The sequence below is a fragment of the Gluconobacter oxydans genome, from assembly GCF_006539685.1.
Classification (GTDB): Bacteria; Pseudomonadota; Alphaproteobacteria; order Acetobacterales; family Acetobacteraceae; genus Gluconobacter; species Gluconobacter oxydans.
Genome location: NZ_BJNM01000008.1, coordinates 1 through 21,568, shown reverse-complemented (window position 1 = coordinate 21,568; position 21,568 = coordinate 1). Strand labels below are relative to the sequence as shown.

24 protein-coding genes and 1 riboswitch are annotated in these 21,568 nt (G+C 59.9%); of the genes, 14 read left to right on the top strand and 10 right to left on the bottom strand.

The features are described from left to right. Nucleotides 1-8 precede the first annotated feature (8 nt). Together GOX01_RS05035 and GOX01_RS05030 are read right to left on the bottom strand one after the other, a co-directional pair. Nucleotides 9-1,145: an efflux RND transporter periplasmic adaptor subunit gene (locus tag GOX01_RS05035; protein ID WP_062269216.1), complete on the bottom strand. Its 1,137-nt coding sequence runs from the start codon at nt 1,143-1,145 to the stop codon at nt 9-11. A gap of 277 nt (nt 1,146-1,422) precedes the next feature. Then, nucleotides 1,423-2,241 (bottom strand): OmpW/AlkL family protein, encoded by an 819-nt coding sequence (locus GOX01_RS05030; protein ID WP_062269214.1) that lies wholly within the window; start codon nt 2,239-2,241, stop codon nt 1,423-1,425. Nucleotides 2,242-2,512: 271 nt separating this feature from the next. On the opposite strand from GOX01_RS05030, the gene GOX01_RS05025 reads away from it, so the two are divergent. After that, the gene (locus GOX01_RS05025; protein ID WP_034953992.1) at nt 2,513-3,109 is read left to right on the top strand and encodes a Crp/Fnr family transcriptional regulator; all 597 of its coding nucleotides are present in this window, start codon (nt 2,513-2,515) and stop codon (nt 3,107-3,109) included. Nucleotides 3,110-3,183: 74 nt separating this feature from the next. After that, entirely contained in the window at nt 3,184-3,618 is a 435-nt protein-coding gene (locus GOX01_RS05020) for a hypothetical protein (RefSeq protein ID WP_011252542.1), read from the top strand. A gap of 50 nt (nt 3,619-3,668) precedes the next feature. Here GOX01_RS05020 and GOX01_RS05015 read toward each other — a convergent pair whose 3' ends face one another. Next, nucleotides 3,669-5,108, bottom strand: coding sequence for a cryptochrome/photolyase family protein (locus GOX01_RS05015; protein WP_062269213.1), 1,440 nt, complete (start codon nt 5,106-5,108; stop codon nt 3,669-3,671). A 200-nt stretch (nt 5,109-5,308) separates the two neighbouring features. Between GOX01_RS05015 and GOX01_RS05010 the strand changes: the two genes are divergently transcribed. From GOX01_RS05010 to GOX01_RS04985, 6 genes are all read left to right on the top strand, one after another. Continuing rightward, nucleotides 5,309-5,500: an entericidin A/B family lipoprotein gene (locus GOX01_RS05010; protein ID WP_024716914.1), complete on the top strand. Its 192-nt coding sequence runs from the start codon at nt 5,309-5,311 to the stop codon at nt 5,498-5,500. Nucleotides 5,501-5,663: 163 nt separating this feature from the next. Then, nucleotides 5,664-5,821: riboswitch (FMN riboswitch) on the top strand. 117 nt (nt 5,822-5,938) lie between these two features. After that, on the top strand, nt 5,939-6,988 hold the full coding sequence (ribD, locus tag GOX01_RS05005) for a bifunctional diaminohydroxyphosphoribosylaminopyrimidine deaminase/5-amino-6-(5-phosphoribosylamino)uracil reductase RibD (RefSeq protein ID WP_011252545.1): 1,050 nt from the start codon (nt 5,939-5,941) through the stop codon (nt 6,986-6,988). Further along, nucleotides 6,970-7,608, top strand: a complete 639-nt coding sequence (locus GOX01_RS05000) for a riboflavin synthase (protein ID WP_011252546.1) — start codon at nt 6,970-6,972, stop codon at nt 7,606-7,608. Before ribD ends, GOX01_RS05000 begins: the two co-directional genes overlap by 19 nt. Further along, nucleotides 7,605-8,858 carry a bifunctional 3,4-dihydroxy-2-butanone-4-phosphate synthase/GTP cyclohydrolase II gene (locus GOX01_RS04995; RefSeq protein WP_011252547.1) on the top strand — a complete coding sequence of 418 codons (1,254 nt, stop codon included), beginning with the start codon at nt 7,605-7,607 and terminating at the stop codon, nt 8,856-8,858. Before GOX01_RS05000 ends, GOX01_RS04995 begins: the two co-directional genes overlap by 4 nt. Beyond that, nucleotides 8,855-9,334: a 6,7-dimethyl-8-ribityllumazine synthase gene (ribH, locus tag GOX01_RS04990; protein WP_011252548.1), complete on the top strand. Its 480-nt coding sequence runs from the start codon at nt 8,855-8,857 to the stop codon at nt 9,332-9,334. Before GOX01_RS04995 ends, ribH begins: the two co-directional genes overlap by 4 nt. 103 nt (nt 9,335-9,437) lie before the next feature. Next, entirely contained in the window at nt 9,438-10,688 is a 1,251-nt protein-coding gene (locus GOX01_RS04985) for a discoidin domain-containing protein (RefSeq protein ID WP_081107045.1), read from the top strand. Here GOX01_RS04985 and pqqE read toward each other — a convergent pair. The 5 genes from pqqE to pqqA all read right to left on the bottom strand — a co-directional run bounded on the left by pqqE (nt 10,679) and on the right by pqqA (nt 13,865). Further along, nucleotides 10,679-11,755, bottom strand: a complete 1,077-nt coding sequence (pqqE, locus tag GOX01_RS04980) for a pyrroloquinoline quinone biosynthesis protein PqqE (RefSeq protein WP_011252550.1) — start codon at nt 11,753-11,755, stop codon at nt 10,679-10,681. The two genes, GOX01_RS04985 and pqqE, sit on opposite strands and share 10 nt — an antisense overlap. After that, the gene (gene pqqD / locus GOX01_RS04975; protein WP_011252551.1) at nt 11,752-12,042 is read right to left on the bottom strand and encodes a pyrroloquinoline quinone biosynthesis peptide chaperone PqqD; all 291 of its coding nucleotides are present in this window, start codon (nt 12,040-12,042) and stop codon (nt 11,752-11,754) included. The genes pqqE and pqqD overlap by 4 nt, the downstream gene beginning before the upstream one ends. Further along, the gene (gene pqqC / locus GOX01_RS04970; protein WP_011252552.1) at nt 12,039-12,758 is read right to left on the bottom strand and encodes a pyrroloquinoline-quinone synthase PqqC; all 720 of its coding nucleotides are present in this window, start codon (nt 12,756-12,758) and stop codon (nt 12,039-12,041) included. The genes pqqD and pqqC overlap by 4 nt, the downstream gene beginning before the upstream one ends. Further along, nucleotides 12,755-13,669 carry a pyrroloquinoline quinone biosynthesis protein PqqB gene (pqqB, locus tag GOX01_RS04965; protein ID WP_011252553.1) on the bottom strand — a complete coding sequence of 305 codons (915 nt, stop codon included), beginning with the start codon at nt 13,667-13,669 and terminating at the stop codon, nt 12,755-12,757. Before pqqB ends, pqqC begins: the two co-directional genes overlap by 4 nt. A 115-nt stretch (nt 13,670-13,784) precedes the next feature. Then, nucleotides 13,785-13,865, bottom strand: a complete 81-nt coding sequence (pqqA, locus tag GOX01_RS04960) for a pyrroloquinoline quinone precursor peptide PqqA (RefSeq protein WP_010502998.1) — start codon at nt 13,863-13,865, stop codon at nt 13,785-13,787. 195 nt (nt 13,866-14,060) lie between these two features. Here pqqA and GOX01_RS04955 point away from each other — a divergent pair, with 195 nt between their 5' ends. From GOX01_RS04955 to hisD, 4 genes are all read left to right on the top strand, one after another. Beyond that, a complete protein-coding gene (locus tag GOX01_RS04955; RefSeq protein WP_011252554.1) occupies nt 14,061-15,320 on the top strand; it encodes an AI-2E family transporter in 1,260 nt (419 codons plus the stop codon). A gap of 205 nt (nt 15,321-15,525) precedes the next feature. Continuing rightward, nucleotides 15,526-16,152 carry a guanylate kinase gene (gmk, locus tag GOX01_RS04950; protein ID WP_011252555.1) on the top strand — a complete coding sequence of 209 codons (627 nt, stop codon included), beginning with the start codon at nt 15,526-15,528 and terminating at the stop codon, nt 16,150-16,152. Between the two features lie 144 nt (nt 16,153-16,296). Next, complete coding sequence (hisG, locus tag GOX01_RS04945) at nt 16,297-17,022, top strand: ATP phosphoribosyltransferase (RefSeq protein ID WP_041111502.1); 726 nt, start codon at nt 16,297-16,299, stop codon at nt 17,020-17,022. After that, nucleotides 17,022-18,314 (top strand): histidinol dehydrogenase, encoded by a 1,293-nt coding sequence (gene hisD, locus GOX01_RS04940; protein WP_011252557.1) that lies wholly within the window; start codon nt 17,022-17,024, stop codon nt 18,312-18,314. The genes hisG and hisD overlap by 1 nt, the downstream gene beginning before the upstream one ends. A 69-nt stretch (nt 18,315-18,383) precedes the next feature. On the opposite strand, the gene gspG is transcribed toward hisD, so the two are convergent. Further along, nucleotides 18,384-18,830, bottom strand: a complete 447-nt coding sequence (gene gspG, locus GOX01_RS04935; RefSeq protein ID WP_011252558.1) for a type II secretion system major pseudopilin GspG — start codon at nt 18,828-18,830, stop codon at nt 18,384-18,386. Between the two features lie 95 nt (nt 18,831-18,925). Here gspG and GOX01_RS04930 point away from each other — a divergent pair, with 95 nt between their 5' ends. After that, nucleotides 18,926-19,336, top strand: a complete 411-nt coding sequence (locus GOX01_RS04930) for a lytic transglycosylase domain-containing protein (RefSeq protein WP_011252559.1) — start codon at nt 18,926-18,928, stop codon at nt 19,334-19,336. A 146-nt stretch (nt 19,337-19,482) separates the two neighbouring features. On the opposite strand, the gene GOX01_RS04925 is transcribed toward GOX01_RS04930, so the two are convergent. Then, nucleotides 19,483-21,114 carry a phospholipase C gene (locus tag GOX01_RS04925; RefSeq protein ID WP_080504736.1) on the bottom strand — a complete coding sequence of 544 codons (1,632 nt, stop codon included), beginning with the start codon at nt 21,112-21,114 and terminating at the stop codon, nt 19,483-19,485. A 254-nt stretch (nt 21,115-21,368) separates the two neighbouring features. Here GOX01_RS04925 and GOX01_RS13010 point away from each other — a divergent pair. Then, the coding region (locus tag GOX01_RS13010) for a hypothetical protein (protein WP_218023014.1) at nt 21,369-21,568 on the top strand (200 nt) is incomplete at its 3' end.

Genomic DNA, 21,568 nt, shown 5'->3' with positions numbered 1-21,568 from the left:
CCACCGGCTCAGTCATCATTCAGAAGAATGGCACCGCTCGTCACGACGCGTTCACCGGCGGAAAGCCCCTTGAGCACACGGACACTGTCGCCCTCGTCATAGCTGATGACGATGTCGCGCCGCTGGAACGTCCGCGGTGCAACCTCGACGAAAACGGACACCTGATCGTTGTTCATCAGGAGTGCGGCCTTGGGGATGATGACGTCACTGCCCTGAGGGACATTCAGCGTCGCATCCACGAACATGCCCGGGCGCAGGGCGCCATCGATGTTCGGGCAGGCGATATAGGCGTTGATCCGGCGCGTATCGGGATGAAGCGCAGGATCGAAGCTGACGACACGGCCGGAACAGGTCCGCCCCGGGGATTCATCGAAGCTGACCGAGAGCACATTGCCGTCGCTGATCTGCGCCAGACTGTCCTGCGGGATGGCGGCGGCGATCCAGACTTCCGACAGGTCCAGAACCGTCATCTGGATCGCGGTCGGGTCGGTGATGTTCTCGCCCGGCGCCATGGTCGTCATGGACACGATACCATCCACCGGCGAGACGAGCGGGGCCTGTCCCTGCGCCGAATAGCCCGGACGTGCGCCCAGAACCTGAAGCCTGCGCTGCGTCCGCTCGGCTTCCGCCTGGGCCTGCGCCAGATCGTTGCGGGCGGATTCCAGATCCTTGACGGCATTGCCGCCGATCGCCTGAACGCCCTGGGCGCGGGCATAGGCCCGGCGTGCGAAATCGAGAGCCGCGCGGGCACGGGTATCGTCAGCCCAGGCCTGATCCAGATCGCCGGCGGCAATCGTGGCGAGGACCTGTCCGCGATGGACCTTCTGGCCCAGATGGACCGAGACGCCAGTAATCCGCCCGGTGACGGGCGCGTAGACATTCACCTGCCGGTCGGGTTCCGTCATGACCTGTGCGGGCAGCGCGAGACCATGACCGCGGGAAACGCTGGCAACCTCCTGGATGATCAGGCGTTTCTCAAGCGGGCTGCCTTCGCGCACGACAAGGTGCCCCTGTGACTGCGTCACCATGGGGGACTCGACCGCTGCAACGGGTGAATGCGGGGTTCGGAACCGCAGGACGACGACGAGAAGGATGGCCAGGCATAGCAGGCCTATGGCCAGCGCGCCGACGCGTGAAACGCGCATGCTGATAGAAAACCCCGTAACTCTGTCAGGACAGACGTCCCGTTTCGTCCGAAACGTCTGGAAAATACTGTATCTGCCACCAGTCGGACGTTTTCATGGCAGACGGTCTTACCATGCCCATGGCAGGACGCCAGATGTCACATAAGGAAACGATGGGACTTTTGCACTTCCCGAATGATCGCATTGCAAAAGTTTTATGAGATTGCCACAAAAACGCAAAAAAGCGGCCCTTCCGGGGAAGGGCCGCTTTCTCAAGATCCAGATCCTGATCGGAAAATCAGAAGCGGTATTCGATACCTGCGCCAACGACGGTCGGGTCGAGGGAATCATGCGCCGTGATCTTCGTCGTCTCGGCACTGTCCTGGGCCCAGACGTGGACACGCATGAACATCTGCTTCACGTCGAAGTTGAAGAACCAGTTGCCGACGACCTGGTAGTCGAAGCCTACATTGACGGACGGGCCACCGGTCACACCGATGTTCACCTTCTGCGTCAGGCCATTGTTGGCCGGAGAGATGTTGTGGAACCATGCCAGCGTTGCGCCAACACCCACATACGGATTGAAGCGCTTGTGCGGGCGGAAGTGCCAGGCGAACGTGACCGTCGGCGGCAGAACCCAGGCGCTGCCAACATCGACCTTGCCCAGACCCGGAACGCCTTCAGCGGCGATCTCGTGACGGGTGCTGGCGGCGATCAGGTCAACCGACAGGTTATCCGTGAAGAAATATTCGAACGTCAGTTCCGGCATGACCTGACGCGTCGTCTTCACGCGGCCACCGAGATGGGCGCCGTTCAGGGACAGGCTGCTGTCACGGTCTTCCGGCAGAACGCCGAGAGCGGACAGACGGACGATGAAGTCGCCCTTGCCGAGTCCGATGCGCGTGTTGGCGCAGGTCCGGAACAGGCCGCAGCGACCCGAAGCCGGCGCATGGATGTTCACGGAAGGCACCGGAGCCGCCGTCATGGGAGCACTGACCATGACCTGAGGAGCAGCAGGAGCAGTTGCCGGGGCGGTCTGGGCAGGGACCGTCTGGGCAAACGCCGGAGTTGCAACAACACCGACTGCGGCAGCCAGCGCAAAAGCGTTAAATTTCATCTGGAAGTTCCATCAACATTCGTTGAGCCTCACAAAGCACTCATCCCCACCCATCACGTTGACCTGAATCAAGTCTGGTAAATTATGTGGTAGTGTGGCTGAAAGTCTTCAGGCCGAGGTCAGCGCAACGGAAACGGGGTTCATCATGTCAGCGTCACATAGTCCGGAGGATGTCCATGATCGATGCGCCCATTGCGTGGGCCGTCGTCTGAGTATCTGCAACAGCATTGACGACTGCGATCTGGCCGTTCTTGCCAACGAGTCTTCCCGCATGACAGTCGCTGACGGCCGGTCCTTTATAGAAGAGGGTGCGCCGGCCCACGATTTCTTTGTGGTGACGGGTGGAAGGGTCAAGCTCTTCACCCTGCTTCCGGATGGCCGGCGCCAGATTACCGGCTTTGCGGAAGGCGGAGACTTCCTTGGGCTTGCGGCCTCCACCAGTTATGCTTTTGGCGCCGAAGCCCTGGGCAGCGCTACGCTGTGCCGCTTTCCCCATGCCGGTATGCAGCGCCTGACCGAACGCTTCCCCAGCCTTGAACACCGTCTGCGCGAGGAGGCCTCCCGCGAGCTGGCCCTCATGCAGGCCCGCATGACGCTTCTGGGACGCAAAACCGCCCGTGAGCGCGTGGCCACTTTCCTGATCGAACGCTGCACCCATCTGGACAGGCCCGACTCCGCCCGTCCGGTCGAACTCGACCTTCCGATGCCGCGCACCGACATTGCGGATTACCTCGGACTCACTATTGAAACAGTCAGCCGGATCCTCAGCGCATTCAAAAAAGAGAAACTTATCAGTATCAGAAGCATTACCCATATCACGTTATTGATGCCCGAACGGATATCGACGATCGCCGAAGGCATGGAATAGCCCGCTGTTCGCAGGGGCCACATTCCCGCCATCAGGGCGTGCTCTGATTTACTGATCCGTTTACAGGAGATTTTATGAACTTCACCCTTTTTTCCCGCTGGATGCTTGCTGCCGGACTGATTGCCGGAGCTGTTTCCCTTGCACCGCAGGCTCACGCCGCTGACACCACGGCTGCAAGCAACTGCCAGCAGAACGGCCAGAACGATGTCATCGGACGTCTGGCCCAGCGGGAAGACTGCCTGAACAGCCGGGTCCAGAACTACCAGAAGCAGTCCCAGGAAGCGCAGGCCGCCCGTGAGAAGCGTCTGCAGGACCTGAAAGACAAGTATGCGAACGCTCCGGCCAACCAGAAGGCCCGTCTGCAGAACCAGATCAACAACGAGCAGTCCAGACTGACCAACATGCGTGACCAGCAGACCCAGCGCCTGCAGCAGCTGCGTGACCGCGTTAACAATCTCGGGAACAAGACCCGCGGTGACGTTAACAACTTCCTGAACGGCGGTCTCTGATCCGCTCGTTCCGGCCCCTCTTTACAGCGGGGGGCCGGAGTTTCGGGAGTTCAGAGACTCCTGAAGGCCTGAAGGGCGCGATCCCGCCCTTCCTTGAGGTCAACGATCGGGCGGGGATAGGACTTCCCGAGCCTGACACCCGCCTTTTCCAGTTCTTCGTCCTTTGCCGCCCAGGGCTCGAACAGGGCCTTGCCGGAAAGACGGCGCAGTTCCGGCACCCACTGACGGATATAGTCGCCGTTCGGATCGAACTTCTCGGCCTGTCGCGTGGGATTGAAAATCCGGAAGAACGGTGTGGCCTCGATGCCCGTGCCAGCCACCCACTGCCAGTTCATGGCGTTATTGGCGAAATCTGCATCCACCAGTGTGTCGCGGAACCAGGCATCCCCTTCTTTCCAGTCGATCAGCAGATGCTTTGTCAGGAATGAGCCTACGATCATGCGCGCCCTGTTATGCATCCAGCCGGTCTGCCAGAGCTGACGCATTCCGGCATCCACGATCGGCACCCCCGTCTGCCCGCGCTGCCAGGCCTTCAGATCGGCAGCACTCCTGCGCCAGTGCATTCCGGAAAACTTGGGGCTGAGGTTCTCAAACGGCAGTTTGGGCAGGTGATACAGCGTGTAGCGGGCGAACTCCCGCCAGCCGAGTTCCGACAGAAAGATCCGCGGACCATCCGTATGCGCGCCGTGCTTCTGAAGCGCGGCCCAGACCTGCCGGGGCGATACCGCGCCGGAGGCGAGATAGGGCGACAGACGGGACGTCCCTTCCTCCGCCACCCGGTCCCGGCCTCTGGGATAACCTGCGACGGAATTCTTTAGAAAATCCTCAAGATGCTCCTGCCCTTCGGCCTCACCCGGCTCCCAGGTTTTGCGAAAACCCGCCGCCCAGTCCGGCGCCTGCGGACAGAGGCTGTCCTCGTTCAGCCGGGCATCGGACAGGACAGAGGCGGGGATGGCGTGGAACGACAGGCGGGACGGCGCTTCGAGCGGTTCGGGAACGGCATGGGTCTGAAGGGCTTTCCAGAACGACCCGCAGACCTTGTAGAATCCGCCCTGTTTCGTCTGCACGGTGTCCGGATCGACCAGAACCGTGCCCCATTGCGCGTGGACCTCACATTCCTGCTCTTCCAGCGTGCGCCGGATGCGGTTGTCCTGCGCCCGCTCCCGTTCATGCAAACGATGATGCCAGTGGACAGAGGCCGCATCCGTCTGTTTCGCGAGCTGCGGAAGCCGCTTTTCAGCCGAGCCGGAAAGCGTCAGCAGCGTCCCGCCCTGCTTTTCCAGGTTCCGTCGCAGATCGGCCAGCGCTCCACGAAGCCACCAGCGCGCGGCCGCTCCGAGAGGGTGGAGAGCCGGCGTGACATCATCAAGAATGTAGAGACAGATCAGCGGCCAGCCGGAAGCGGCGGCTTCATGCAGGGCAGGATGGTCTGCCATGCGCAGATCGTCTCGAAACCAGACGATGGCAGGGCGGTTCTGGGAGCTGGACATGGATCCTCACAGCAGGGGAAAACATTTCATAAAGCGCGTGACGGCGCAGGTCGTTCAGAATGAGCCCCGTCAGAATGGTATCAAGTCATTTTCCCGGTCCAGGCGGCTCATTACCTGAGAAAAAATTTCTCTTCCTGTTGTGAACCATTGTCATCGGATGTCGTTTACAAGGCAAAACGCTCTTTAGAGGATTTTTACCTATGTCCACCAAATCCATCGCACGCATTGCCCTGTCCCTGGCTCTTCTGTCCGGTGCCGGTGTTTCGCTCTCGGCCTGCAATACCGTTCATGGCGCCGGTCAGGACGTGAGCTCGGTCGGGCATGACGTTTCCCGCGGGGCCAATGCAACGCAGAACGCCATTCAGCGTAACACCCCTGCTTCCCGGAACTGAACCTCTTCTCCGGGCTAGCGGGTCTAACAGACAGGCCGCCAGATCTTTGGATCTGGCGGCTTTTTCGTATCTGCCCCGCAGACCGGATCTGTCCTCACTGGAATGCGAACGCATTTTTGCTTGTCATTCACCGCAGGACAGTCCCATAGTTTCCTTTGAACAAAGACGTTCTCAGGGCGGGGTGAAATTCTCCACCGGCGGTATTGGCGGATTTCTCCGCCTCAGCCCGCGAGCGCCTTCCGGATTTCGGTTCGGAAGGGACAAGCAGATCCGGTGAGACTCCGGAGCCGACGGTTAGAGTCCGGATGGAAGAGAACGCAGCACTTGTCCGGTGACGGACAGGTTTGGGCGCCCTTTGCCCGGCCTGTATTCCGTATCGGCTGAGGGCGGCGTGCGCCTTGCGGGCGTCCCGAGTGTAACGGGACCAGAAGACGCAACTTGGCTGACCAGACGACCCTTTCCGACACAGTTTCGCTGACCGCGATCCGCCATGGCTTTCATTCGGCCATCTCGCAGGCTGTCGAAACCTTCGGCGCCACGGCTCCCAACCCGTCTGTGGGTTGTACGCTGCTGGATGCGGAGGGCCGTATCCTCACGGTCGGCGTCCATCCGCGCGTCGGGCAGCCGCATGCCGAAGCCATGGCTCTGGCGCAGGCCCGGGCGGCAGGTGTGCTGGATCAGGCACGCGTGGCCCTCGTGACGCTGGAGCCGTGCAATCACACGGGCCGTACCCCGCCATGCAGCGAAGCCCTGCGCAATAGCCCGGTCCGCGAGGTCTGGATCGGTGCGGCTGATCCGAACCCGCAGGCCGCTGGCGGTGCGGCGCGACTGCGCGAAATGCCCGCTGGAAAGCACGTCGTCATGCTGGCGGATCGGCCGGACATGACCGATCTGGCACGGAACTGCCGCGCCCTTCTGGCCCCTTTCGCAAGCCGCGTCGTCCGGCACCGCCCGTGGATCAGCGTCAAGCAGGCGCTGGACGAAAACGGCTCCATGGTGCCGCCGCCGGGACAGAAAACTTTCACATCACCGGACTCGCTCACCCTTGCGCATCGCCTGCGCCGGGCAACGGATGCGATCATCACGGGTGTGGGCACCGTTCTGGCGGACCGGCCGCGCTTCACGGTCCGGCATGTCGCGGATCATGAAGGCCGTTCGCCGCGCCTGCTCGTCGTCTGCGACCGCCACGGGCGCCTTCCGGCAGACTGGGTTTCCGAAATGACGGAGGCCGGGTTCGAAGTTCTCACCAGCTCCGATCTGCTCTCCGTCCCCGCCATGCTGGCGGAGCGGGGCGTGAACTGGGCGATGATCGAGGCCGGTCCTGCCCTGCTGGCATCCGTGGCCAAAGCCGGGCTGTGGGATGACTGGCTCACCATTCATAAGACTCCGGGTCACAAAACTGCGGGCGCTGACCGCATCGACCTGAAATCGCGGGACGAGAGCCCGCTGCGACTGCTGAGGGAAAACGCATGTTCTCTGGAATCATAGAGCGTCTGGGAACCGTCCGCTCCGCTTCTGTCCGTGACAAAGCGATGGATCTGACCGTGGAGACCGGCTTTCCTGATCTGGAACTCGGCGAGAGCGTGGCCGTGAACGGCGTGTGTCTGACGGTCGAGACCTTCGATGCGGCAGGCGTGGCGACGTTCCATCTCAGCGGTGAAACACTCTCCCGGACCCCACTGGACCAGCTCAAAGCCGGATCACGCGTCAATCTGGAACGCGCCGTTGCCACCAGCACACGTCTTTCGGGCCATATCGTGCAGGGCCATGTGGATGGCATCGCGATCCTCGCCAGCATCGAAAAGGCGGGCGATTCCTATGCTCTGCGCGTGTTCGTTCCGCAGGCCCTGCGCCAGTATGTCGTGGAAAAGGGCTCCATCACTTTCGACGGCATCAGCCTGACGGTGAACGAGCTGCATGACGACATCACTCGCGGCAACCAGGCCGGTTTCGAAGTCGGCCTGACGATCATCCCGCACACCTGGGAACACACCAACCTCTCCACGCTGTCGGTCGGAGACCGGATGGATGTGGAAGTCGATGTGCTCTCCAAATATGTCGAGAACCTGCTGCGGTTCTCGCCCAGTCTTGCAAAGGCCGCATCATGAAGCCGTCCCTGAAAGCGGCCATCGAGGCCATCCGCGCTGGCGGCATGGTCGTCATGGTCGATGACGAGAACCGTGAGAACGAAGGCGATCTGGTCATGGCGGCGCAGTTCGCCACGCCGGAAGCCATCAATTTCATGGTCCGCGAGGCGCGCGGGCTGGTCTGCCTGCCGCTGGAAGCCGAACAGGTGGACCGCCTCGGCCTGCCGCCCATGGTCACGCGCAACCGCGATCCGCGCGGCACGGCCTTCACGGTCTCGATCGAAGCGGCAACAGGTGTGACGACCGGCATTTCCGCCGCCGACCGCGCGCGCACGATCGTCGTCGCGGCCAATCCGGACGCAACACCGGACGATGTCGTCTCACCCGGCCACATCTTCCCGCTCCGCGCCCATCCCGAAGGCGTTCTGGGCCGCAACGGTCATACCGAAGGCTCCATCGACATCGCGCGTCTGGCCGGGCTGGAACCGGCTGGCGTGATCTGCGAGATCATGGCCGATGACGGCAGCATGATGCGCCTGCCGGAACTTCGGAAATACGCGGCAAAGCACAACATGCCCGTGGTCAGCATCGCAGACCTTCAGGACTGGTGCCGCGAGCATGGCCGTGGCCCTGTCGCAGGTCATGACCTGATCTGCACGCCCGTCCCGGCCGCTGGCGAAATGGTGGCCGAATCCGCCCTGCCCAGCATCTTCGGCGGCCACGACCTGCGGATCCATGCCTTCCGCGCCGTCGATGGCGTGGAGCATGTCGCGCTGGTGAAGGGCGATCCATCCAAAGGCGTGCCTTTAGTGCGGCTGCATTCAGAATGCGTGACGGGCGATGCGCTCGGCTCCCTGCGCTGCGACTGCGGCGCGCAGCTCCGCGAGGCGCTGGAACGGATTTCGGCGTCGGAATCCGGCGTGCTGGTCTATCTGCGCGGCCATGAAGGACGCGGGATCGGCCTGGCCAACAAGATCCGCGCCTACGAGCTTCAGGATCATGGCATGGACACTGTGGAGGCCAATGAAGCCCTTGGACTGCCCGCCGATGCCCGTGAATGGGATGCGGCAGCCGACCTTCTGCGCCATCTGGGCGTGAGTTCACTCCGCCTTCTGACGAACAATCCGGACAAGGAATCCAACCTGGTCCGCTTCGGCTTTGACGTGAAATCCAGCGAGCGGCTGGAAATCGAGGCCAATCCTTTCAACCGCGCCTATCTTGCGACCAAACGCACGCGGATGGGCCATTTCCTTCAGGAACAGCCGGCATGAGCAAGCACATCCCCGTAGCCCCCGACCTGCGTCTCTCGCCCGCGCCGAAAATGGCCATCGTGGTCAGCCGCTTCAACACGAACATTACGGGCGGCCTGAAGAACGGCTCGCTCGAATGGCTGGAAGAGCGCGGCATCACGGATGTGGACGTCTATGACGCGCCCGGCGCTTTCGAGCTGCCGCTTCTGGCCCAGCGTCTGGCAAAGTCCGGCAAATATGAAGGCGTGATCTGCCTGGGCTGCGTCATCAAGGGTGATACCGCGCATTTCGAGTTCATTTCACTCGGCGCCACCATCGGAATCATGCAGGCCCAGCTTGCCACCGAAGTACCGATCGCCTTCGGAATCCTCACGACCTACACCGAACAGCAGGCCGTGGACCGCTCCCGCAAGGATGCCGAGAACAAGGGCCGTGAAGCGGCAGCCGCCTGCGTCGAAAGCGTGGCCTTCCTGCGCAACGTTCCCGCACGCACCTGACTTTTCCTACAGTACCTGAGTGGCAGATCTCTTTCATAGCGATCAAGAGAGTATTCAAACGCTCCCTTGATGACTATGCAAACACATAGATTTTTTTAGCCATATGTTTGATGATGATTTTTTTTGGGAAGGATTTTATATGTCGGATCTCATATATAATGATGACTATTATGAAGTTTCACATTGGAATAGAGAATCAAACAACGTTACAGTAGTATTTTCAAGCGCAGGCAATCTTGCTCTAGCAGAGCCAGTAGAAGAATTTAGAAATACCGTAAAAAACTTCAACATATCTTATATTTTCATAAGATCGAAACACCATGACTGGTATAACAACATTAGTTCCATTAAAATGTTTCGATTCGTTGATAATTTTTGCAAGATGTACCAATATATTTTTTCCATGGGGGAAAGTTTAGGTGGCTCTGGCGCTATTCTTTTCTCAAAATATTGCTCAAGATTGACAAGAATTCTATCTTTTAGTCCACAATATTCAGCATTACCTTCATTTTGTAAATGGTTTGGCCCGTTATCACCTATCGATGGTAAAATTAGTACATTTGCTTTTAGTGACTATGCTCCAGAAAATGCCGCATCTAAATCTGTTTTGATTTATCCCGCATGTTCATATGAAGACAGCATGCATGCAAAATTCTATAAGGCTGACAACTTTAATGTCGTTTTTATAGACACTCATCATCATGATATGGCCCGGCACCTCAAAAAGGACTACCAGGCAAATTATTTAAACATACTTCTTGATGCTTTTTACAATTTGCACCTTGAGTTTTCAGATAAGTCAATTATCGGCGCATTATACAATATTTCAGAACGCAGTCCAAAACCCTTCACGCAGTGGATTGGATCCCATACTTTTAGGTATGATGTTTTCATTAACCTTCCAAACCTACCGCTAATTTCTGATGAAGGAAAAGCAGACCAAAGCAGTGTTTGTGAATATTCTTTTGAAAAGCACAATACGGCAGTTGAAGCACAAAGGGCCGTCACAGAGCCCTTACAAATGGCACCGGCATTTCATACAGGTTTTGAAAAAAATCCATGGTGGAGCTTAGAACTCAAAGAGCGTGCTCACATCAAGCAAATCGTCATTTTCAACCGTTGTGATGTCGAAGAATATGCTCGCAGATTCAATAAATTTTCAATTCTGAAATCAGAAGATGGCCTCTCCTGGGAAGAATTTTACGAAAAGACCAATACCAACTATGTGGGCGGAGAGTTTGGAGAACCTCTTCAGATAGAAACAGATATTATTGCTCGATATATCAAGATTGTCCTGAACGGCACATCCTTTCTCCATCTTAGCAAAGTCAATATTTACGGCGATTACGTATAACGCCTGTAGAACAACGTGCTTTCTGGCTGCATGTTGTTCTCGACGGCCTGCTCCACCCGATCGTGATAGGGGGAGAGACTGCATACGGGATCGGTATTCGCGGCATTCCCCGTCAGCGCCATCGCCTGACAGCGACACCCGCCCCAGTCACGCTCCTTGCGCTCGCAGGAGCGGCAGGGCTCCGGCATCCAGTCCGTCCCGCGGAACATGTTGAACAGCGGTGAGATGTTCCAGATTTCGGACAGGGTCACATCCTGCACATTCGGGAATGCGACATCCGGAATGATTTCGGCTGCATGACACGGCAGGACCCGGCCCGAAGGTGTGACATTCACGAAACGCTGGCCCCATCCCCCCATGCAGGGCTTGGGCCGGTCTGCATGATAGTCCGGCGTCACATAATCAACGGACAAACCACCCTTAGCGCGCTCCGCTTCCACGGCGCGTGTGGATTCCTCCAGCTGATCCCGGCTGGGAAGAAGCGCCTCACGGTTTTTCAGCCCCCAGCCATAATACTGGGTATGCGCGATCTCCACCCGCCCCGCTCCGAGTTCCCGCGCCAGGGCGAACATCTCGGGGATACGGGCGACATTTTCCCTGTGCACCACAAAATTGAGCGTCATCGGAATGCCGGACGCGCGGATGAGCCGCGCCGCCGCAACCTTGCGGGCCTGCGCTCCCTTGAGACCGCCGATACGCTCGGCTCCCGCCTCCGTCACGTCTTGGAAAGAGAGCTGGATGTGATCCAGCCCCGCCCTGTCGAGAGCTTCCAGTTTCGGTTCGTCCAGCAACACGCCGGACGTGATCAAGTTGGAATACAGGTTGAGTCTCCGTGCGACGGAGACCAGTTCGACCAGATCAGGCCGCGCCATAGGCTCGCCGCCAGAGAAATGAACCTGGAGCACCCCAAGCTCGGCCGCCTGCTCCAGTACGGCAGTCCAGGTGGCCGTGTCGAGTTCTGCCGCCTTGCGTTCGAGTTCAAGCGGATTGGAGCAGTAGGGGCAGGAAAGCGGGCATCGATGCGTCAGTTCAGCCAGAAGGCTCATCGGCGGCGAAGGGAGTGTCATGTGTGCAGGACGTTCTTTTCTGTCAGTTCAGAAAGAAGCGCGAGGACATCTTTCGCAATGACCTCACGCGGGGCGGAAAACTCGATTGCAAGCTGCTGGATGATCTCGCCGACGCTGCGCTTCCCATCCAGCAGCCGCAGAATATGCGGCGCGGCGCCCTCAACTACAAATGCTTTTTCAGGCGCCTGCACGATCCACACGTCCCGCACACGATCGTGCTGGAGACGATGCCCCCGGGCAAAGGAGAGAACCGTCCCCTCCGCCACGACATGCGGGGCCTCCGTCATGGAACGAAAGCCCCCGGCGGAATGTGGCCTTCCACATAGGCGTAGTCGAGCGCATCCAGCATCGTCCACAGCACGGAGCACTTGAACTCCAGCGCTCCCAGGACTTCTTTCTGCTGCTCCGGCGTGCGGGCCTTTTCGCGGACATAGGCCAGCGCGAAATCGGAATCCCGCGGGGCCTGCGTCAGGCGCGGCGTGAAATAGGCCAGCGTCTTTTCCGACACAAAGTCGTAGTGCCGCAGCATCCCCGAGACGCGCTCGCTGATGATCGTGGGCGAAAACAGTTCCGTCAGCGACGACGCAATGGCCGCCAGAATCGACTGGTCCCGCACGAAGTTCACATAGGCATCGACCGAGAAGCGCGTGGCTGGAAGCAGACCATCGAGGCTTTCCACATAATCCCGGTCCAGCCCCAGACCATCCGTCAGCATCAGCCAGCGCGCAACACCGCCCGTTCCGGGCTCCGTGCCGTCATGGTCCTCGATCCGGCGACGCCATTCGCGGCGCAGTTCGGCCGTCGGCAGACGTGCGAGAAGCGTCGCATCCTTCGCCGGGATGCGGGCCTGATAATAATAGCGGTTCAGCGCCCAAGCCTGAACCTGTGCCTTGTCCAGCTTGCCGTCATGCAGCTTGCGATGGAACGGGTGCCGGTTGTGATACCGCTCGGCCCCGATCTGGCGAAGCTGTGCTTCAAGCTGGTCAGGTGTGAGGAGCGTCATGGTGTGTCCAGTCTGAAAGTCATGCCGTCTTCCGCAACCGTCCATCCGGCGCGTTCGACGTCTTTGCGTTCGGGGCTGTCTTCGAACAGAATTGGATTGGAGTTGTTGATATGAATCAACACTTTACGGGGTTTTTCGCATGTCGTGAAACATTCGACCGGTCCCCCGGCATCATTCACGGACACATGTCCCATCCGCTGTCCGCTCTTCGGGCTCAACCCGGCGCGGATCATTTCGTCATCCCGCCACAGTGTCCCGTCAAAGAACACGAGATCGGCTGCCGCTACCCGTTCCACGATTTCCGACGTGATCTGCGCACAGCCGGGAATGAAGAGCATCGTCTTGCATCCATCCGTAATGGAAAGGCCCAGCGTCTCGTCCGGGCGTGACCCTGCGGCTTCCGCGTAAAGCGGCGCCTTGCCCGGAACGGCGAAGGCCGTGAGCAAAAGACCGGACGGAATCCCGTCCTTGTTCATCAGGGACGTGGCTTCATCGAGAATGAGCGGAACACGTGGGACGATTTCCGGATCGAGCGCACCGAAGATCGGATTGTCCGCAAGCTGCTGAAGGGTCGAGTCGCTGCCCATCAGGGTAAAAGGCTCACGCTCACGCAGGGTCAGAAGCCCGGTTATGGCGTCGATCTCGCCGCAGGTCAGGACGACGCCCTGAATGGGCGTTCCACGCAGGCTGCCCTGATGATGCAGGGCCGGCGTATCGATGATCTGCTGCCGCAGATCGGGCGAGGCGTTGAGAATGAACCAGCGCTTTCCGTCGGCACTGACGGCAAGGGAGGCCTGGGTCCGGGCTTTCGCGCCCTGTCGCGTGCGGGCGGCCACACAGCCGGGTGCTGCGGAGTTCCACTGCGGAAAACCGCCCCCTGCCGCCGCGCCAAGCACGATGACATCAATCATTTTTTCACAAACCGTCTGACTGGGGCACCACAGAGCACCCATGAACGAAAACGGCCGCTCCATGGGGGAGCGGCCGTGCCATTATTCCTCAAGGACGGGTCCCCGGGAAAGCGGCTTATTTCTTCTCGCCGCAGACATACGAGTTGATTTCTGCGCCCAGCGGGATTTCGGTAACTTTCGGTGTGTTCCAGGCCATGATTTTTCTCCTTGGTCTCCGATAACCGGCAGATGCGAGAGATGTTCCACCCCTGCGCACCCACAGGCGCTCCTCATGATTTAGTGACCGGATGCCACTGGAGTTCAAGGGGGTTTTTGGGCAGAACACGCAACTGTGTCCTTTCGCGGATCGTTTTGGTCCGTAAGCTCCGTCTCCGTTGCAGGCAAAGAAAACATGTCCGGCCGTCCCATCGCGTCTTCCGCCGACCCTGCCTGTAGCGACAGCCCTTCTTCCTCGGGAAAGCCGGGCGAAAGACTGTTGCCAGACGGCGATTTTCCGGACCCGACCCTCGACCGGAATCTCCTGCGCGAACACCTGAACATCCGCGACATGTGCGTCCTGATCCTGACGATTCTGGCCGTATTCTATTCGCTGTATTTCACCGCGCCCATCCTGCTGCCCTTCGTCTTCGCGCTCGTCCTGAACCTGCTCATGATCGCGCCCATGCGATTCCTGACGCAGCGCCTGCACCTGCCCCGGCATCTGGCAGGCCTCATGCTGATCGTCATGATGTTCGGAATCGTGGGTGGAATCGCCACGACCATTTCCGTCCCGGCCGCCGGCTGGATCACGCGCGCACCGCAGACGCTCCCCGCCCTGCAGAGCAAGCTCGCCCTGCTCAGCGGGCCAATCGACGTGGTCCAGCGCGACTATATGCGCCTTTCCGCCATGTTCAGCGGTCATTCGGGCAGCACACACACCACGCATGGCGTGAGCGGGACGATCGGGGGAGAAACGGCTCTCTCGCGCCTCGGCTCCTCCGTCCTGGCCGGAACACGCGAACTGGCCGGCGGCTTCTTCTCGATGCTGCTGATGCTGTTCTTCCTCATGACGGAAGGCGACACGCTCCTGCGCCGCTGCGTCGAGATCATGCCAACCTACGCCAAGAAACGCCGCCTCGTGGAAATGGCGACGCAGATCGAGCAGAACGTCTCGCTCTATCTCGTGACGATCACGATGATGAATCTGGGTGTCGGGCTGGTGAACATGATCCAGTGCTGGGCCACTGGCATGCCCAACCCGCTTCTGTGGGGCGTGCTGGCTTTCCTGCTGAACTACATCCCCATCATCGGCCCGCTGACGGGTGTAGTCGTCTATTTCGTGGTCGGGCTGTTCAGCTTTCCATCCCTGCTTTACGCGCTCCTGCCGCCGTCGATCTATCTGCTGATCCATGTTCTGGAAGGCGAGACAATCACGCCCATGCTGCTGGCCCGGCGCTTCACCCTCAATCCTGTTTTCGTCATGGGATCGCTGCTGTTCTGGGACTGGATGTGGGGCATTTCAGGCGCGTTCCTGTCCGTGCCGATGCTCGCGGTCTTCAAGATCGTCTGTGATCATATCGAGGTGCTGGCGCCGCTCGGCCATGTGCTGGGCGGCCCGACGCGGCGGACAATCAGCAGTGCCATTGTTGCGCAGTTGCAGTCCGAGCCGTGAGGATCGGGGCTTTGCCCCGCGCCCCACAAAGGGGCTCGCCCCTTTGATCCCGTTTACAAATTCATGGGTTCAAAGGGACCGCGTCTCTTTGCGGGTTTCAGGGCAGCGCCCTGAATTCAGCCCGAATATCTGGCCAGAACGGCCTCTTTCACGCTAGACGCTTGGCAGAACACTTCCCATCCGGCTCATCATGCAAGGAGACCCCATGACCCAACTGCCCCGCCGCGGCGTCTGTCTGGTGATCTCGGCCCCGTCTGGTGCGGGCAAGTCCACCATTGCCAACGCCCTGCGCGCTTCGGAGCCCACGCTGCGCCATTCCGTCTCGGTCACGACGCGCAGTCCGCGTCCGGGCGAAGTCGAGGGCGTGCATTACCATTTCCGGGATATTGCGGAATTCCGCCGCATGGCCGCGGATGGCGAGCTTCTGGAATGGGCGGAAGTTTTCGGACGGGGGTATGGCACGCCGCGCGCACCGGTCGAGGAAGCGCTGGATGCCGGACATGACATGGTGTTCGACATCGACTGGCAGGGACACCGCCTTCTGCGTGCGGCCCTGCCGGACGATGTGGTGAGCCTGTTCGTCCTGCCGCCGTCGCTGGAGGAGCTGGAACGCCGGCTGAACAAGCGGGCCTCGGATCATCCGGAAGAAATCGCCAGGCGCATGAAGGCGGCGCTGGATGAAATTTCCCACTGGTCGGAGTTCGATCACACGATCATCAATTCGGATCTCGACACTGCCATTTCGCAGGCCCGCTCCGTCCTCACCGCCGCACGGCTTGCCACACGGCGTCAGCGCAACCTGCTGGACATGGTCGCCAGCTTCAGCCGCTGATCTCGTCAGTCACGACGCCCCGAGAGCCAGCTCTCCGGTTTTTGCGGAACCGGAAATCTTTCTGCGGAACTTGGGAAGAGTCCGGCTTCGTGATATGGCCTGCCGTTCTCTCAGTGGCTGCGGACGGCAAGGGAAAGACACTTCATGACAGCGCCCCAGAACGGGACCGGAAACGGCCTCCAGACCGGAGCGGACCTCGCTGTCCGCAGTGACTCACCCCTGATCCTGGCGCTCCCGAAAGGGCGGATCCTCAAGGCGCTGGCCCCCGTCCTGACACGCACCGGCATCGAACCTGATCCGGACTGCCTGACGGAAAGCAGCCGCCGCCTGCGCTTTGGCACGTCCGATCCGAATCTGGATGTGGTCCGGGTGCGCTCCTTCGATGTCGCGACTTTCGTGGCCTATGGCGGCGCCGATATCGGCGTCTGCGGTGCGGATGTGCTGATGGAGTTCGACTATCCGGACATCTATGCGCCGCTCGATCTGGGCATCGGTGGCTGCCGCATTTCCGTCGCACGCCCCAAGACCATGGTCGAGGACCCCGCAACCGGTCAGTCCCGCCTGCGCGTTGCCACGAAATACCCGACCATCGCCCGCCGCCATTTCGCGTCCCGCGCCATCAACGCCGAGATCGTGCATCTGAATGGTGCGATGGAACTGGCACCGACGCTCGATCTGGCAAGCGTGATCGTCGATCTGGTCGATACCGGTTCCACGCTGCGCGCCAATGGCCTGATGGAAACCGAGACCATCGCGCATGTCACGAGCCGCCTGATCGTCAACCGCGTCGCGCTCAAGACGCGCCCTGAAGAAATCAGCGCCCTGATCGAACGCTTCCGCGCCGCCCTGAACACGGAGGAAGCCGCCTGATGAAACGCCTTGATACATCCGCTGCCGGGTTCTCCGAAGACTTCGCAACACTGCTTGCCGCGCGTGGTAGTGACGAACGTAGTGTGGCCGAGCCGGTCCGCGCCATCCTCGCCGATGTGCGCAGCCGGGGCGATGAAGCCCTGTGCGATTACACTGCCCGCTTTGACCGCCTGACACTGCCAGCCGAAAAGCTGCGGATCAGCGCCGAAGAAATCGCGTCCGAAGCCGCGCGCGTCCCTGCTGACCTGATGGACGCCCTGCGCACCGCCGCACGCCGGATCGAGACGTTCCACGCCGCCCAGATGCCGAAGGATCTGGACTTCACGGATGAAGACGGCATCCGCCTCGGCATGCGCTGGACCCCGCTGGATGCGGTCGGGCTGTATGTTCCCGGCGGCAAGGCCGCCTATCCGTCTTCCGTCCTGATGAACGCCTTGCCCGCGCGCGTGGCTGGCGTGAAGCGGCTGGCCATGTGCGTGCCGTCTCCGGACGGCGTGCTGAACCCGCTGGTTCTGGCGGCCGCACAACTCTGTGGCGTCGAGGAAATCTATCGCATCGGTGGCGCGCAGGCCGTGGGTGCCATGGCATTCGGTACGGACCTTATCGCGCCCGTGGACCGCATCGTCGGACCCGGCAACGCGTATGTGGCAGAAGCCAAGCGGCAGGTCTTTGGGCATGTCGGCATCGACAGCATCGCCGGACCGTCCGAAGTTGTGGTCGTCGCCGATGGCCAGAACGATCCGCGCCTTGTCGCGCTCGATCTGCTCGCCCAGGCCGAACATGACGAGCAGGCCCAGGCCATCCTCATCACGACCGATGCCGCCTTTGCCGAGCGTGCTGCCGAAGCCGTCCGCAAGGAGCTGGAAACGCTCCCCCGCACGGCCATCGCCTCGAAAAGCTGGGAAGACCACGGCGCGATCATCGTGGTGCGCTCACTTGAGGAAGCTGCCGAGATCGTCAATGCCCTGGCCCCCGAGCATCTGGAAGTCATGCTCGACGCCCCGCGCGACTTCTCGGCCATGATCCGTCATGCAGGCGCGATCTTCATGGGCCGCTACTGCCCCGAAGCCGTGGGCGATTATGTCGGTGGTCCGAACCACGTCCTGCCGACCAGCCGCACGGCGCGTTTCGCCTCCGGTCTGTCGGTCTTCGACTTCATCAAGCGCACCACCACCATCGAAGCCGACGAAGCCGGCCTGCGCCGCATCGGCCCGGCCGGCGTGGCGCTGGCAAAGGCCGAAGGACTGGACGCCCATGCGCTGAGCCTGTCAGTCCGGCTGGAAAAGAACTGATCTCAGACCAGTGACGGGCAGGCGGCCGAAACACACGCCCGCCTGCCCGTATCCCTCAATCCGGACAGATCAATTACAGATCGCTCCTGCCTGCGCGGGGGATGTTTCCCCGTTCCCATGCGCTCCCGAGGAACACAGATCATAGTCATGGGCCTCACGCGATGAGGGGAACTGGTACGTGTAGGGATGATTCCAGGGATCCTTCGGCGCGTTTGCGTCCTTGAGATACGGACCGTTCCAGTTCTCCGCACCCGAAGGCTTGTGAATCAGCGCCTCAAGACCTTCTTCGGTGGTCGGATAGCTGCCGACATCGAGCTTATAAAGATCCAGAACAGTTCCAAGACGTGCGATCGACTGACGGGCGACCGAAACACGCGCTCCCCCAAGCTGCCGGAGTGCGGCAGGTGCCACGAGACCGACGAGCAATGCCAGGATTGCCAGCACGACAAGAATTTCGAGCAGGGTAAAACCACCCTCCCGTTCATCAGCGCCTGAACCGGTTTCAACCTTTTTCATAAAACCCTCACACGACGTCAAATGAGACGTCCGACTATAAAAAAGCTTTCCCTGCCGGCGCCGCTTCACACCGGCACACTGGAGACCATCCCCCGATGCCGTTCCCTCTGCTTGCCTGCGTCATTGCCAGCGCAATCCGCTATGACCTGCCGCCGCGGGTCCTTCCGGTCATCCAGAAAGTCGAGGGCGGTGCAGTAGGAATGGTGCATCAGAACAGGGATGGCAGCGCCGATCTCGGCCTTATGCAGATCAACACGCGATGGGTGCAGACACTCGCGGACGTCGCCCATCTTCCCGCGACGCAGACCGCAGCACGACTTGTCTCCGATTCCTGCTTCAATGTCGCCGCAGCAGCCCTGATCCTGCGGACGCTCATCAATCAGGAGCACGGCAACGTCATGCAGGCGATCGGCGATTATCATTCCCATACCCCGGTCCTGAACGAGAGCTATCGGCAGAAGGTTCTGGACACGGCAAAGTCCCTGTTCTCCGAGACGGAAAACTGAAGGGCAACCCGCAGCATTTCCCGGCATAGGAAATCCATCCGGCTCGGTACGACAGAAAACGTGAAACGGCTCTCGCCCTTTCACGCCTGCCTGCCCCGCAGAAACAGTTCCGGGAGGCGTGAACACCTCCCGGAACGTCCCGTTTGTTACTGAACCGTTCCCGTATCGGGATCCAGGATCAGCGGCGTGGTGTTCGGCGTCTGCGTGAAGTCGAACATCGGGTTGATCTGGCCTGCAGCCGCATCAAACGATCCCCCACCAAGCCGCTTTCCGCTCAGCCAGTTATCTTCAATGAAGCGCACCACCGATGCCTGGCTCGTCAGGCGATGGCTGACGAAGTTCTTGCGAGCATACGGAGAGATCACGATGAGCGGGATACGTGTTCCCGGTCCGCAGCGGCCGTTAACCGGCTTGCCCGCCACACCTTTGGGAGCCGATCCCGCAGTTCCGCAGACCCCGGCACCGTTAAGCTGATCCGCCGTGCCGTCAAACGAGCCCCAGAGCGGCTTCTGGAACGCATGGTCGTACCAGCCATCGGAGTCGTCATAATCAATGATGATCGCCGTGCTGGCCCATTCCGGCTGGCTCTGGATGAAGTTCACGAGCGTCACGATACCGTTCTGCTCATCCAGCGGGTCCGAGTTGCCAGGATGACCGTCCTGATAGGCCTGCATCTTGATATAGGAGACCGCAGGAAAATTTCCCGCCTTAACGGCTGCGTAGAAATCCTCGGTATCATACTGATGGTTTGCAGGCTCCGGCGTCACAGTGCCGGGAATGGTGCTGAAACCGATCGAAGCCGTGGAGTTCGGCCGGGCATGCGTCGGGTTGGACGTGCTCGCGAAATACTGGAACCAGGCGTGATGCGGAATATAGTCGGTGCGCGTTCCCACCGTGTCGGAATAGGTGCTGCGGCTGCAGCCGGTGGTGTTGTTCGCATTCGTGAGCGTCAAATCAAAGCCGCCCATGAAACCGCCCCAGGAAATACCCTTCTCGTTCAGCAGATCACCGATGTTCTTGGCATTGATCAGCACCTGTGAAGAGGTCGAGCAGCTATCGTAAGCCGGGTCCTCATCGTTGATCAGGGTGTATCCGCCCTGCCCGTCATTGATGTAGGCGCTGCCGAGCTTGTTGCCTGCGATTGACTGGAGACCATTGGTCTGGCCGGCCACAACCTCAAGCGCACCCGGCGTGGAGGGGCCGAATGTGTCCGTCCAGTTATTGTCGCTCATCGCGTAATGCTGGGCGTAATTCCAGAGTGCCGTGACGGTGTTGCCGTCAAAGTATCCGAGGACCTGCCCTTTAGTCCCAAAAGCACCTGAGCTTCCATACGTTCCTGATCCGGTATATTTTGGAAACAGATCCATCTTCCCGGCGTCGTAAGCCTGCTGTTCCGGCGTATAGCTGTGATTCTGGTCCGCGGTATTCGCCTGCGTCCGGTCGATGCGGAACGGAAGCGCTGCTCCCGATCCGTTCGCCGAACTGGAATTCGGATTGTTCGTAATGAGATTGGCGTTTGCGAGATTATTGACATAAGGCGTGCCGGCCAGAGCCGTAAACGCCGGCTCACCGCTCACATTCGCTGCCTTGGGATAGGTCGCGAAATAATGGTCGAACGAACGGTTTTCCTGAAATATCACGACGACATGCTTGATGGGCGTCGCAGTCTTATAGGACTCGGCCGCAGAAGAAGACGCTGCCAGCCCCACGGATGGAAGAAGGATGGAGCCGGACAGAAGGACTGCCAGGCCGGATTTTGCTCGTTGTACGCGCTTCATGGACACCTTGCGGAACCTTTCCTCACTGCGGTCGGATACTCAGGACCAGGATGTGAAAAACGATGCTGTTAATAACTGGTTACAAGTTTGGGCGATGTTATGTTTTTATTAAAGAATTATGAAAGCATATTTCAAATATCAGACCCCTGTTTTGAAAATAAATCTGGATCAATTCACCAAAAACACAGAGGTAAATTTTATGTTTTTCTTAAAATCGCCTCCGATATTGCAAGACACGCGGATGAAACGGAATAATGATCCGCGACAAACTGCCGGGAAGCCTCTGCTGCCGGCCTGTATGCATTTTCGTCATCGTGATACCGGGCAATCAGGCGCGCGAAGTGCTCTGCATCAGCCGTGACAAGCTCTTCAAGGGCGGAGGGAAGCGACAGTCCCTCAGCAGCAATGGGCGTCATGACGCAGGGAAGGGATGCTGCCAGACATTCAAGCACCT